We start from the raw sequence: 13,024 nt of genomic DNA, 5'->3' as shown, positions 1-13,024 counted from the left end.
TGGCTGGCGGGCTATCGCCCTACTACTTGACGGCGCGCTGGTAGCGCGCGACCTCTAGAAAAACATCGGAGTTGGCGGGATCGTCGAGATAACCGAATACCTGTTCAAGCGAACTGGTAATCAGAATGCCCTTGCCCGCTTCACTCTCGATTGACTGACCGTCGAGCTTGTTCTGCTCGACCCACTGACCGACGCGGTCCATGTCCAGACTATAGACAACCAGTTCGCCGTTAACGGTCAGCTCGAACCCACCCAGGCCGTAATGAGCACCGTATTTGTCCGGGAGATTTGCAGACAGATACCAGCGGCTGCCGTGGCGCGCCACGGTCACCGTGTAGTCATCGCCGTGACGCCTGTCGCCCTTGCGATAACTCACGGCCTTGTAGCTGTTGACCCCGGCACGCGAAACATCCAGTTCCAGAGGTTCGCCCCAGGCATTCTTGCTGGTCCAGTGCCCCAGTAATCCGGGCGGCGCGGCATCGCGAGCGGGAATCGGGTCTTTGAAGGTCACCAGACAGCCACTGAGCAACAGGAACGACAGCGCAAAAATCACGCGCCAGCTCTTCATGGGGTTCTCCTGAACAGAGGTTTCGTCACCCTCGAACCGGTTGAGGGGTTCCAAGCACCAGACGCATCTGGCGGGTGAGAATACAGAGGATTTCTTCGTCCGCCTGACGCTGCGGGCCATGAAGCAGACCCTGATATTCCATCCGGCGGATGAGCCCCGTCAACACTTGCGCGTCCTGATAAGGCTGCAACGAGCCGATCACCTGGAAAAACTGACAACTGCCCTGCAACAGAATTTCCTGGTGCGCCATGACCAGCGGGGTAAGACGCGGATTGATCAGCGCCTCGTGATAGAACGCTTGCTCGGCAATCAATGCATCGCGGCGGGTGAGGAGTTGATGGCGGATGTACTCCATGACCATCCGGGCAATGTCGTCGGCCAGGCGAAATCGGTCGCTGGGGCTGCCGGAACTGCGCGCCATCATGTCGCGCAGCATGACCTCGGTGTTCTGCCACAGCTTGACCAGATAATCGGCGCTACGCTGCACATACTGGGCGAACGCATCGGTCAGCAGGTCATCAATGTCCTTGAAGTAATACGTGGTGGCAGACAGCGGTACGCAGGCTTCGGCGGCGACGGCGCGGTGTCGCACCGCCCGCACGCCATCTCGCACCACGATGCGCATGGCGGCGTCGAGAATCACCTGCCTGCGCTGCTCACTGCCCTCCCGGCTGGTCTTGCGACCTTGGTACTTGACACTCTTGGCCACCGCGCTCGCTACGCCGGCAGCCCCTTCTCTGGCAATCGTCACACCGTATTCCTTATAAAATCGTCCTGAAAAAGACCCAAAAAAAAGCCGCCCATTCGAGGCGGCTTTCTTTTTTTCACTACGCTTGCGGGCGCATGTGCGGGAACAGGATCACGTCCCGGATCGACGGCGAGTTGGTGAGCAGCATCACCAGGCGGTCAATACCGATCCCCTCACCGGCGGTTGGCGGCATGCCGTACTCCAGCGCACGCACGAAGTCGGCGTCGTAATGCATGGCTTCGTCGTCGCCCGCATCCTTGTCGGCCACCTGGGCCTGGAAGCGTTCGGCCTGGTCTTCGGCATCGTTGAGCTCGGAATAGGCGTTGGCGATTTCACGACCACCGATGAACAGCTCGAAGCGATCGGTCACGTTCGGGTTGTCGTCGTTGCGACGGGCCAACGGCGAAACTTCGAACGGGTACTGGGTGATGAAGTGCGGCTGCTCCAGCTTGTGCTCGACCAGTTCTTCGAAAATCATCACCTGCAGCTTGCCCAGACCTTCGAAGCCCAGCACCTTGGCGCCGGCCTTCTTGGCAATGGCGCGAGCCTTGTCGACGTCCTGCAGGTCGGCTGCGGTCAGCTCGGGGTTGTACTTGAGGATCGAGTCGAACACCGACAGGCGTACGAACGGCTCGCCGAAGTGGAACACCTTGTCGCCGTAAGGCACGTCGGTGGTGCCCAGAACCAGTTGAGCCAGTTCGCGGAACAGCTCTTCGGTCAGGTCCATGTTGTCTTCGTAGTCAGCGTAGGCCTGGTAGAACTCGAGCATGGTGAACTCGGGGTTGTGCCGGGTCGAGACGCCTTCGTTACGGAAGTTGCGGTTGATCTCGAAGACCTTCTCAAATCCACCCACAACAAGCCGCTTGAGGTACAGCTCAGGCGCGATACGCAGGAACATTTCCAGGTCCAGCGCGTTGTGGTGGGTTTCGAACGGCTTGGCTGCCGCGCCGCCAGGAATGGTCTGCAACATCGGCGTTTCGACTTCCAGGAAGTCGCGTTTCATCAGGAAGCTGCGAATGTGAGCGATAACCTGCGAACGCACGCGGAAGGTCTCGCGCACATCCTCGTTGACGATCAGGTCAACGTAGCGCTGGCGATAGCGTTGCTCGGTGTCGGTCAGGCCGTGGTGCTTGTCCGGCAGCGGACGCAACGACTTGGTCAACAGGCGCACGGTTGTCATTTCGACATACAGATCGCCCTTGCCGGAGCGGGCCAGGGTGCCTTCGGCGGCAATGATGTCGCCCAGGTCCCAGGTCTTGACTTCGGCCAGCGTCTCTTCAGGCAGCGTCTTGCGGTTGACGTAGACCTGAATGCGACCGGTCATGTCCTGGATCACCATGAACGAGCCACGGTTGAGCATGATGCGACCGGCAACCTTGACCGGAATCTCTGCCGCAGCCAGATCTTCCTTGGTCTTGTCGGCGTACTGCTTCTGCAGATCGTTGCAGTAGCTGTCGCGACGGAAGTCATTCGGGAAGGCCTGACCCTTGGCGCGGCCGGCAGCAAGCTTTTCCTTGCGCAGGGCGATCAGGGTGTTTTCTTCCTGTTGCAGGGCTTGCGGGTCGAGTTGTTGGTCGCTCATGTTTTCAGTCATTCCATCACAGGTTCGTTGCCCCGGTTCATCCGGGTTCGCGGGCGAGGCCGATAGCCGTCCCGGACGCTTGCAAAGGGTCGCACCTACGGTGCGGCCCCTGCGAAGCGTGCATTACAGCCCTTGTTTGAGGCTTGCGATCAGGTACTCGTCAAGATCGCCATCGAGCACTTTGTCGCAGTCGCTGCGTTCGATGTTGGTCCGCAGGTCCTTGATGCGCGAGGCATCCAGTACGTAGGAGCGAATCTGATGACCCCAGCCGATGTCGGACTTGGTGTCTTCCAGCGCCTGGGACGCTGCATTGCGCTTCTGCACTTCCTGCTCATACAAACGGGCCCGCAGCATTTTCATGGCGGTGTCCTTGTTCGCATGCTGGGAACGTTCGTTCTGGCAGCTGACCACGGTGTTGGTCGGTACGTGAGTGATACGGACCGCCGAGTCAGTGGTGTTTACGTGCTGACCACCGGCACCGGAGGAACGGTAGGTGTCGATGCGCAGGTCCGACGGGTTGATGTCGATTTCGATGTTGTCATCGATTTCCGGCGACACGAACACGGCCGAGAACGAGGTGTGGCGACGATTGCCGGAGTCGAACGGGCTTTTGCGCACCAGACGGTGCACGCCGATCTCGGTGCGCAGCCAGCCAAAGGCGTATTCACCCTTGATATGTACGGTCGCGCCCTTGATACCGGCGACTTCGCCAGCGGACAGTTCCATGATGGTCGCATCGAAACCACGCTTGTCAGCCCAGCGCAGGTACATGCGCAGCAGGATGTTGGCCCAATCCTGTGCTTCGGTACCGCCGGAACCGGCCTGGATGTCCAGGTAAGCGTTGTTCGGGTCCATCTCGCCGCTGAACATGCGACGGAATTCCAGCTTCTCCAGCGACTCACGCAGGCGCTCGACTTCGGCAGCGACGTCATCGACGGCCGCCTGGTCTTCTTCTTCGGCCGACATCAGCAACAGGTCCTTGGCATCGGCCAGCCCGGACGTCATTTCATCGAGCGTGTCGACGATCTGCGCCAGCAAGGCACGCTCGCGGCCCAGGTTCTGTGCGTATTCGGGGTTGTTCCAGACGTTTGGATCTTCGAGCTCGCGGTTGACTTCGGTCAGACGATCATGTTTGTGATCGTAGTCAAAGATACCCCCGAATGGTTTCGGAGCGCTCGGACAAATCCTTGATGCTGTTTAGGATCGGGTTGATTTCCATGGTAGGCAGCACTCGCAGGCGAAATTTTCAAAGCCGACGAGTATACCCCAGGCAGCGCCATGAAGGCAGCCCGTCGAGCACGCCTTGTGACGCCTATTTGCAGCGATACGGTGTACAGAGGTCCGCGGACACCTGCACGGGTGTCCGGTCAGCCTACCGCCACCTGATTGCGACCATTGTTCTTGGCCGCATACAGCCCCTTGTCGGCATCCAGAATGAGCTGTCGACTGTTCAGCCCGACCTGCGGCCCTACGGTCGCCACCCCGATACTGACGGTCAGATGCGCTCCCTCGGCGGGCGCGATATGAGGGATGTTCATGCCCACGACGCTCTGGCGCAGTTTCTCTGCGATCAAGCGCGCACCGCCCGGAGACGTGTTGGGCAACACCATCGCAAACTCTTCGCCACCATAGCGGGCGGGCAGATCGGACGGCCGGCTGCAACTGTTGCGAATCGCTTTGGCGACCTGACGCAACGCCTCGTCACCTTCAAGATGCCCGAAGCTGTCGTTGTAGGCCTTGAAGTAATCAACGTCGATCATCAGCAGCGACAACTGCGTCTGGTCGCGGGTCGCCCGACGCCATTCCAGTTCGAGGTACTCGTCAAAATGGCGACGGTTCGACAGCCCGGTCAGGCCATCGGAGTTCATCAGGCGTTGCAGCACCAGATTGGTGTCGAGCAACTGTTGCTGGCTGACGCGCAAGGCGCGATAGGCCTCATCGCGTTGCAACAGGGTCAGATATGAGCGCGAGTGGTAGAGAATCCGCGCGACCAGCTCGATGTTGTCCGGCAGCTTGACCAGGTAATCATTGGCGCCGGCGGCAAAGGCTGCGCTCTTGATCAGCGGGTCTTCCTTGGTGGACAGCACGATGATCGGGATATCGCGCGTCAGCGGATTGCTCCGGTATTCGCGCACCAGGGTCAGACCGTCCAGGCCAGGCATCACCAGGTCCTGCAGAATGACCGTCGGTTTGATCTGGACCGCCTGGGCGATGGCTTGATGCGGATCGGCACAGAAGTGGAAGTCGATCGAGCTCTGGTTGGCCAGACCACGCCTTACCGCTTCACCGATCATGGCTTGATCGTCGACCAGCAGCACCATCGCAGAGTTTTCATCCGGGGTTTTGATGTCGTCCACCTGCACATCAAGCATGTCGTTTCTCCTGCTCACCGGGCTGCAGTGAGTTCACCTGGAAAGTCATTGAGCGAATACCTCTACAAGGCGCGGGGCAATGGCCGTCAACGTACGGATCTCGACGGCGGCGTCGATGGCAGCCGCTGCCTTGGGCATGCCATAGACGGCAGAGCTTGCCTGATCCTGAGCAATGGTCAGGAATCCGCGCTCACGCATTGCCTTGAGCCCCATCGCACCGTCACGCCCCATGCCCGTCAATAAAACGCCCACAGCATCTCCACTCCAATAGCGAGCCACACTTTCGAAAAACACATCGATAGAGGGCCTGTAAATTTCGTTCACCGGCTCGGCCGTGTACGCCAGCGTGCCACCTTTAAGCAGACGGATGTGATGATTGGTGCCCGCCAGCAGGACCTTGCCACGTTGCGGCACCTGCCCCTCGCAGGCCAGTTGCACAGGCAGCCCGGACGCGGTGGACAGCCACTCGGCCATGCCTGCGGCAAAGACCTGATCGACATGCTGCACCAACACGACTGCCGCCGGAAAGGTCGGCGGCAGGGCCTTGAGCAAAATCTCCAGGGCGGCAGGACCACCCGCTGACGAGCCGATGGCCACCAGCCTGTCACGCCGGACCGCTTCACGCAAAGGTGTCGCCACCGCACGTTCGTGGGTGCTGCGCTGTCCCACCAGCCACTCGATATTCAGAATCTTGCGCAGCAGCGGCGCCGCCGCTTCCTTGGGATTGCCTGCACCGATGGCCGGCGTGTCCACCACATCCAGCGCACCGTAGCCCATGGCCTCGAAGACGCGATGCACGTTCTGCTCGCGATCCACTGTGACAATGACGATAGCGCACGGTGTACTGGCCATGATCTGGCGCGTGGCTTCGACACCATCCATGACCGGCATGATCAGGTCCATCAGGATCAGATCAGGCGTTTGCTCGGCGCAGGAGCGCACCGCTTCGGCACCATTGCCCGCCACCCATATCACCTGATGCATGGGCTCGAAAGCCAGCGCCCGACGCAGTGCTTCGACAGCCATGGGCATGTCATTGACGATAGCGATCTTCATGCCTGCGCATCCCCTATCAGCTCGACGACAGCGTCGAGCAAGGCATCATCATGGAAACTGGCTTTGGCCAGATAGTAATCGGCACCCGCATCCAGCCCGCGGCGTCGATCTTCCTCTCGATCCTTGTAGGAAACCACCATTACAGGCAGCGATTGCAGCCGGGTATCCCGACGCAACAGGGTGACCAGTTCGATACCGTCCATGCGTGGCATGTCGATGTCGGTAATCAACAGGTCAAAATCTTCAGCGCGCAGCGCGTTCCAGCCGTCCATGCCATCGACGGCAACCGCCACTTCGTAGCCGCGACCGACCAGCAGCTTGCGCTCCAGCTCACGCACCGTCAGCGAGTCATCGACGACCAGCACACGCTTGCGCGACACGCTGTCGATCTGGCGGTTACGCCGGTCGATACGCTCCAGACGCCCGGTATTGAGCAGCTTCTCGACGGAGCGCAGCATGTCTTCCACGTCGATGATCAGCACCACCGACCCGTCGTCGAGCAGCGCCCCGGCCGAAACGTCCTGCACCTTGCCCAGCCGCGCGTCCAGCGGCATCACCACCAGCGTGCGCTCGCCGATGAAGCGCTCGACCGCCACTCCATACACCGCGTCACGCTCGCGAATGACCACGACCTTGAGCGCTTCACCAGCATCCTGCAACGAAGGCCGGTGCAACAACTGACTGGCCGACACCAGACCGACGTGGCGCTCTTCATCCCAGAAATGCTGTCGCCCTTCAAGCTGGACGATGTCATCGGGCTGCAGATCGCGCATGCGCTCGATGTGGGCCAAGGGGAAGGCATAGGCTTCGCCACCGACTTCGACCACCAGACTGCGCACGACGGACAGCGTCAGTGGCAACTCGATTCTGAAACGACTGCCCTCGCCCGCCCATTGCTGCAGTTCGACGCTGCCATGCATCTGGCGAACCATATGCTGCACGGCATCGAGGCCCACGCCGCGCCCGGACACCTGAGTGACCTTGTCGCGCATGCTGAAGCCAGGCAGAAACAGAAAACTCAGCAGTTCCTCTTCGCTCAACTGGGCAGCGGTTGCGGCAGGTGACAGGTTACGCTGCACGATGCTCTGGCGAAGCCGTTCCAGATCCACGCCGCCGCCGTCGTCGCTCAACTCCACCACCAGCAGACCAGCCTGATGTGAAGCCTGAAGGCGGATCAGACCTTCGGAATCCTTGCCCTGTGCAAGGCGTTTTTCCGGCGATTCGATACCATGATCGACCGCATTGCGCAGCAGATGTGTCAACGGAGCTTCGAGCTTTTCCAGCACATCCCGGTCGACCTGGGTCTTGTCGCCCTCGATCTGCAGACGAACCTGCTTGCCCAGCTCGCGCCCCAGGTCACGCACCATGCGCGCCTGACCGACCAGCACATCGGCGAAGGGCCGCATGCGGCAGGCCAGCGCGGTGTCATACAGCAACTGCGCTCGCTGCCCGGACTGCCAGCCGAATTCATCCAGCTCGGCAGTCTGCTGAGCCAGCATCTGCTGCGCCTGAGACAACAGGCTACGCGCATCTTCCAGGGCTTTCTGCGCGTCGGCATTCAGGCCGCCTTCGCCAAAGCTGGCCCCCAGCACTTCAAGGGCACGATCACTGCTGCTTTGCAGACGCTTGAGGCGTTGCATCCCGGCCAGCAACGGCTTGAGACGCTGGGTCTCGACCAGGGATTTACTCGACATGTCCAGCAGACCGTTGAGGCGCTCGGCGGTGACTCGCAGCACCCGCTCGCCACCTTCGGTGACCCGGCGCTCGCGAAGCGGCCCGGAGGAACGGGCTTCAGGTTCAGGTTTCTCAGCCACGGCAGGCGCTTGCTCAGGAGCCGGACCACCAGGCAACGGGGCAACCGTCGATTCAGCTATCGACTCCGATGCAGCCGAATCTTCAAGCAGCTGCAAGGCGCTGGCCAGCAGCGGGTCGGGCATCGGCACGCTGACGGTGCGCGCCGCCCCGGCACCGGAGCTCAGCAATGTGTTCAACTTTTCGACATAGGCATCGATATCGGGCTGGCCGACGCTGTTACCGCCCGGTGTGGCGATGCGCATCAACAGATCGGTGCCGGATAAAAGGGCGTCGATGTGGTCGGGCTGAAGGAGCAACCGCCCCTCCTGCGCGCTGACCAGACAATCCTCCATCACATGCGCAACGCTGACCCCGAACTCGACCCCGACAATCTTCGCTGCACCCTTGAGCGAATGGGCCGCGCGCATGCACGCTTCCAGTTGATCGGCCTGGGTTGGGTTACGCTCCAGCGCCAGCAGACCCGCACTCAGAACCTGAGTCTGCGCATCGGCTTCCAGCGTAAACAGTTCGAACAGTGAGGCGTCGCGCATTTGATCTGGCGTCATGTAAGGCTCCGGTGCACCGCCGACAGCAACTGTTCTTCATCGAGCCACCGCAGGCTGCGGTCCTTCCACAGAAACACACCCCGGGTAAAGCGCGCATTCGCATGCGTGCCGGACGCCGAAGCGGCCTCCAGCTCGCGCTCGTCGATGGCATGGATACCCTCCACCTCATCCACTGGCACCACAACCGGCCCGCCTTCGGCTGCCAGAATCAGCATGCGCGGCACCGTTCGGGCAGAGTGGGCCGCGACCGGGTTGCTGTCCAGACCCAGCAGTTCGACCAGCGAAATACAGGCCACCAGTGCGCCGCGTACATTGGCGACCCCCAGCAAGGCGCGCGAGCGCTGATGCGGCAGGGAGTGGATGGTCTGATCCGGGGCCACTTCCGACAGGCAGCGCGATGCCAGCCCCAGCCACTCCTCGCCCAGACGAAAGACCAGAATCGAGCGCGTCTTGATATCGCGCTGCAAGACCGATCCCTGGAAATGTTCGTGACGTTCCTGGGCCAGTGAATAACGATCGAGCAGGCGTGTCGCCGCTGCCGAGTAGACCGAGCAGTTGCGGCAATGGATGTGATCTTCGAGCAACGGGCACGAGCGGTCGCCGTGAATGCCGATACGGTTCCAGCAGTCGTCGATGTCCTGGGCCTGATCATGGGTAATGCCTGAAAAACCGAACGCGCCCGTCATCAGTGGCTTCCTTGTTTATTCGCGCCGCGCGCTGCGCGGTCCTGCAGTCGACGGGCACCCGCGCTGTCCCCTTGCGCGGCCAGCAATGCGGCCAGTTGAGCCAGCGATTCAGAGTGCTGCGGCTGCAAATAAAGCGCCTTGCGGTAAAAGCCCTGGGCCTCGGCCACACGCCCCTCCACTTCACTGAGCAACCCCAGCCAGTAGAACACCTGAGCGACAGGTTCATGCTGCTGCAGATAACGCTCACAGGCAGCGCGGGCTTCGACACTTTTACCTTCATTGGCCAGGCTGGCAATCGTGGTCAGCAGCGTCGCGCTTTCCGTGTTACCCGTCGGTGCGGCGGATTTGACACTGGGCGCAAAGGCAGTCGAGTTTCGCGAAACGGGCTTCGAGACGGGCGGGCGCGCCAGGGGTTCAGGCACCGGGCGCGGTGCAGGGCTGCTGACCGGCGCAGGCAGGGTGAATGCAACGGGCTTTTCCGGTGGCGCGTGACGAAACACGAAGGACTGGGCGATGCCCAGTGAGCGCATGCCGATGGCGGACAGCAGGTTGCCCTCTGCCGGCCCGATGAACAGCACGCCGTCTTCCCGGGTCAGTTGCTTGAGAACCTGAAACACGTGCTGTTGCGTCGGACGATCGAAGTAAATCACCAGATTGCGGCAGAACACGATGTCGTAGGCCGTCTGCGTGGCGAGCTTGGGGTCCAGCAGGTTTCCAGGCTGAAACTCGATGCAATCGCGTACCTGACCGACTATCTCGAACCCCTCGGCGACCGGGTTGAAGAACCGCTCGCGAAAACCCAGGTCGCTGCCCCGAAAGGAATTCTTGCCATAAACGCCATGTTTGGCCCGCGCGATGGAGATAGGGCTGATATCAATGGCGTCGATTTTGAACTGCCTGGGCCCCATGCCGGCATCGATCAGCGCCATCGCAATGGAGTACGGCTCCTCGCCAGTCGAGCAGGGCAAGCTGAGGATGCGCAGAGGACGTGCGCCCGCGAGCCTGTCCAGTTGCTCGCGCGCCAGCTTGCCAAGTGTCGCGAAGGACTCCGGGTAACGGAAAAACCAGGTTTCCGGGACGATGACCGCCTCGATCAACGCCTGCTGTTCCTTGGCCGATGTCACCAGCAGGTGCCAGTAAGCATCGCTGTCTGAGCAGTGCGCGCTGGCCTCTCGCTGGCGAAGGGCACGTTCGATGATGGCCTCGCCGACCGAGGTCACATCCAGCCCGATACGCTCTTTGAGGAAGCTGAAAAAACGCGAGTCGTCCGTCATGACGCATCCTCGAGCAATTCCAGATCCAGCGGCGGCACCGGATACAGCAATTCGCGAACCGGCTCGCTCAGCAGCTCCTGCACATGAATCCACTGCAGCAGGCCCTGCTCGTCTTCCCGCACAGGCCCCAGATAAGGCGACAGGCGATTGTCCAGTCCGTACTCCTTGAACTGCGAAGCCGGACAGCGCAGGGTCTCGGTGGCCTGCTCAAGAATCAGGCCCAGCAGTTGAGCCGGATGCTGATCGTCATGCCGATAGTGCACCAGCACCATACGCGTACTGGTGCGCGCCTTGGCAGGCTGGCCGGAGTTCAACGCACTGATGTCGATCACCGGGACGATCTCGCCCCGATGCGCAAAAATACCCGCCACCCAGTGCGGCGCCTGGGCAATGGCCTTGAGCTTCACACGAGGCAATATCTCGGCGATTTCGGTCGCTTCCAGCGCGTAGCGGTCTTCGCCGATACAAAACAGCAGGAACAGCTTGTTGGAAGCGGGCAGCGCAACGTTACGCCTGGGCGATTGATCCATCATGGGCGATGCTCAGACTTTGAATCGCGAAACGCCACTGCGCAGCCCGACCGCCACCTGACTCAACTCGTCAATGGCGAAACTGGCCTGGCGCAATGACTCGACGGTCTGGCTGCTGGCATCGGCCAGTTGCACCAGCGCCTGATTGATCTGTTCGGCACCCGTGGCTTGCGCCTGCATGCCTTCGTTGACCATGAGCACCCGCGGGGCCAGCGCCTGGACCTGATGAATGATCTGCGACAACTGCTCGCCGACCTGGGTGACTTCGTACATGCCGCGACGTACTTCCTCGGAAAACTTGTCCATGCCCATGACGCCAGCAGACACGGCGGACTGAATTTCGCGCACCATCTGCTCGATGTCATAGGTGGCGACAGCCGTCTGATCGGCAAGGCGACGTACTTCGGTGGCAACCACGGCAAAACCACGTCCGTACTCGCCGGCCTTCTCGGCCTCGATGGCGGCGTTCAGCGACAGCAGGTTGGTCTGGTCAGCCACTTTGACAATGGTCACAACGACCTGATTAATGTTGCCAGCCTTCTCGTTGAGGATTGCCAGCTTGGCATTGACCAGATTGGCAGCGCCCATCACCTGATGCATGGTGTCTTCCATGCGCGCCAGCCCCTGTTGACCGGAACCGGCGAGAATCGAGGCCTGGTCTGCGGCCGACGTGACTTCGGTCATGGTGCGCACCAGATCGCGGGACGTCGCGGCGATTTCACGCGAAGTAGCGCCGATTTCAGTGGTCGTTGCAGCGGTTTCAGTGGCCGTTGCCTGCTGTTGGCGCGACGTGGCGGCAATTTCAGTGACCGAAGTCGTGACCTGGACCGAGGAGCGCTGGGCCTGGGCGACCAGTGCGGTCAACTCGGTCATCATGTCGTTGAAGCCGGTTTCAACCACGTTGAACTCGTCCTTGCGCGACAGGCTGAGACGCGAGCTGAGGTCGCCAGTGCGCATGGTTTCCAGAATCCGCACAATGAGCTGCATTGGCGCGATGATCGAACGCATCAGGAGCAAACCGCACGCCGCGGCAGCCATGACCGCGATCAACAGGGAGAAGACCATGCTGATCTTGGCGCCAAGCACGGCATTGACGATGTTGTCAGTGGCGCGGTCCGCCAATTGCTTGTTGGCAACGATCAACTCATTGAGCTGCTTGCGACCGTCACTCCAGACCGGATTGGCCTCGCCGTAGAATTCTGCGCGTGCGCCGGAATAGTCGCCACGCTCGAATTTGTTATGAACTTCGGCGAGCAGTCGGGAGTATGTTTCGCGGCGTTTTTCGAAGACGGCGAAGCTGGCCCTGTCGGCATCATCGAAGATAGACCTTTTGTAACCGTCCATCTGGGTCTGCAGCGCATCGTCAAATCCCTGGAACTGATCCTTTTCCTGTTTGGTCAGGGCGCGGCCCTGTCCTTCGCCGATCAGTTCAAGCGTGCGGATATAACTCTCGCCCCAGGCACTGCGCACCAGCGTGCTGTAGTAAACGCCCGGCAAGGCGTCGAGACGAACCTGTTCTTCGCTGGACTCGATGGATAACAGGCGGGAGTAAGACACAACAACCATTAACAACATGATTGCAATGATGACGGCAAAACTCGCCAGAATTCGTTGGCGCAAGGTCCAGTTCTTCACAGTCAGCCCTCAGGAGTTCAACAACGGCATCCGGCCGTGTTCAAGAAGTGGACCGACAGACGGTCCAAGCCGCGTGAGTATAGCCCAGCGTTCTATACATTAGCGTGTCATGTGAAAATGAAATCAAAGGCGGTTTTAACACGCCCGGATTTACAGCACGAAACCTGCACTTGGGCGCAATAAGAAGGGTTTGAACAGGTGCAATAAAGCTAA

The 13,024-nt window shown here is 60.7% G+C and carries 11 protein-coding genes; all 11 read right to left on the bottom strand.

Annotated features, from left to right (window positions below; all coding sequences use genetic code 11):
* Positions 1–22 precede the first annotated feature (22 nt).
* A complete protein-coding gene (locus BUB69_RS07265; protein WP_073163903.1) occupies positions 23–568 on the bottom strand; it encodes a hypothetical protein in 546 nt (181 codons plus the stop codon).
* A 25-nt stretch (positions 569–593) separates the two neighbouring features.
* The gene (locus BUB69_RS07260) at positions 594–1,319 is read right to left on the bottom strand and encodes a TetR/AcrR family transcriptional regulator (RefSeq protein ID WP_032610477.1); all 726 of its coding nucleotides are present in this window, start codon (positions 1,317–1,319) and stop codon (positions 594–596) included.
* A gap of 76 nt (positions 1,320–1,395) precedes the next feature.
* Positions 1,396–2,898 (bottom strand): lysine--tRNA ligase, encoded by a 1,503-nt coding sequence (gene lysS / locus BUB69_RS07255; RefSeq protein WP_073163899.1) that lies wholly within the window; start codon positions 2,896–2,898, stop codon positions 1,396–1,398.
* A gap of 123 nt (positions 2,899–3,021) precedes the next feature.
* Positions 3,022–4,117, bottom strand: a protein-coding gene (prfB, locus tag BUB69_RS07250) for a peptide chain release factor 2 (protein ID WP_122697295.1) whose coding sequence is annotated in 2 segments (ribosomal slippage) — positions 3,022–4,044 and positions 4,046–4,117 — 1,095 coding nt in all. Because the reading frame shifts where the segments join, the coding sequence is not laid out codon by codon here.
* Between the two features lie 148 nt (positions 4,118–4,265).
* Entirely contained in the window at positions 4,266–5,270 is a 1,005-nt protein-coding gene (locus tag BUB69_RS07245; RefSeq protein WP_073163891.1) for a response regulator, read from the bottom strand.
* 45 nt (positions 5,271–5,315) lie between these two features.
* A complete protein-coding gene (gene cheB, locus BUB69_RS07240) occupies positions 5,316–6,326 on the bottom strand; it encodes a chemotaxis response regulator protein-glutamate methylesterase (RefSeq protein ID WP_073163886.1) in 1,011 nt (336 codons plus the stop codon).
* Positions 6,323–8,686: a hybrid sensor histidine kinase/response regulator gene (locus tag BUB69_RS07235; protein WP_073163883.1), complete on the bottom strand. Its 2,364-nt coding sequence runs from the start codon at positions 8,684–8,686 to the stop codon at positions 6,323–6,325. The genes cheB and BUB69_RS07235 overlap by 4 nt, the downstream gene beginning before the upstream one ends.
* Positions 8,683–9,372 (bottom strand): chemotaxis protein CheW, encoded by a 690-nt coding sequence (locus tag BUB69_RS07230; protein ID WP_073163880.1) that lies wholly within the window; start codon positions 9,370–9,372, stop codon positions 8,683–8,685. Before BUB69_RS07230 ends, BUB69_RS07235 begins: the two co-directional genes overlap by 4 nt.
* Positions 9,372–10,646, bottom strand: a complete 1,275-nt coding sequence (locus BUB69_RS07225; protein WP_073163877.1) for a CheR family methyltransferase — start codon at positions 10,644–10,646, stop codon at positions 9,372–9,374. Before BUB69_RS07225 ends, BUB69_RS07230 begins: the two co-directional genes overlap by 1 nt.
* Positions 10,643–11,179, bottom strand: a complete 537-nt coding sequence (locus tag BUB69_RS07220) for a chemotaxis protein CheW (protein WP_073163874.1) — start codon at positions 11,177–11,179, stop codon at positions 10,643–10,645. Before BUB69_RS07220 ends, BUB69_RS07225 begins: the two co-directional genes overlap by 4 nt.
* 9 nt (positions 11,180–11,188) lie before the next feature.
* Positions 11,189–12,811, bottom strand: coding sequence for a methyl-accepting chemotaxis protein (locus tag BUB69_RS07215; RefSeq protein WP_073163871.1), 1,623 nt, complete (start codon positions 12,809–12,811; stop codon positions 11,189–11,191).
* Positions 12,812–13,024 lie beyond the last annotated feature (213 nt).

The sequence above is a fragment of the Pseudomonas asturiensis genome (assembly GCF_900143095.1).
GTDB classification, from domain to species: domain Bacteria; phylum Pseudomonadota; class Gammaproteobacteria; order Pseudomonadales; family Pseudomonadaceae; genus Aquipseudomonas; species Aquipseudomonas asturiensis.
The sequence above is the reverse complement of the archived record's forward strand: the minus strand, read 5'-3'. Positions and strand labels throughout refer to the sequence as shown.

What these genes read in the sequence shown, in the direction of transcription:
- BUB69_RS07265 (WP_073163903.1), bottom strand. Translation starts at nt 568, where the DNA reads ATGAAGAGCTGGCGCGTGATTTTTGCGCTGTCGTTCCTGTTGCTCAGT.
- lysS (WP_073163899.1), bottom strand. Translation starts at nt 2,898, where the DNA reads ATGAGCGACCAACAACTCGACCCGCAAGCCCTGCAACAGGAAGAAAAC.
- BUB69_RS07245 (WP_073163891.1), bottom strand. Translation starts at nt 5,270, where the DNA reads ATGCTTGATGTGCAGGTGGACGACATCAAAACCCCGGATGAAAACTCT.
- cheB (WP_073163886.1), bottom strand. Translation starts at nt 6,326, where the DNA reads ATGAAGATCGCTATCGTCAATGACATGCCCATGGCTGTCGAAGCACTG.
- BUB69_RS07235 (WP_073163883.1), bottom strand. Translation starts at nt 8,686, where the DNA reads ATGACGCCAGATCAAATGCGCGACGCCTCACTGTTCGAACTGTTTACG.
- BUB69_RS07230 (WP_073163880.1), bottom strand. Translation starts at nt 9,372, where the DNA reads ATGACGGGCGCGTTCGGTTTTTCAGGCATTACCCATGATCAGGCCCAG.
- BUB69_RS07225 (WP_073163877.1), bottom strand. Translation starts at nt 10,646, where the DNA reads ATGACGGACGACTCGCGTTTTTTCAGCTTCCTCAAAGAGCGTATCGGG.
- BUB69_RS07220 (WP_073163874.1), bottom strand. Translation starts at nt 11,179, where the DNA reads ATGATGGATCAATCGCCCAGGCGTAACGTTGCGCTGCCCGCTTCCAAC.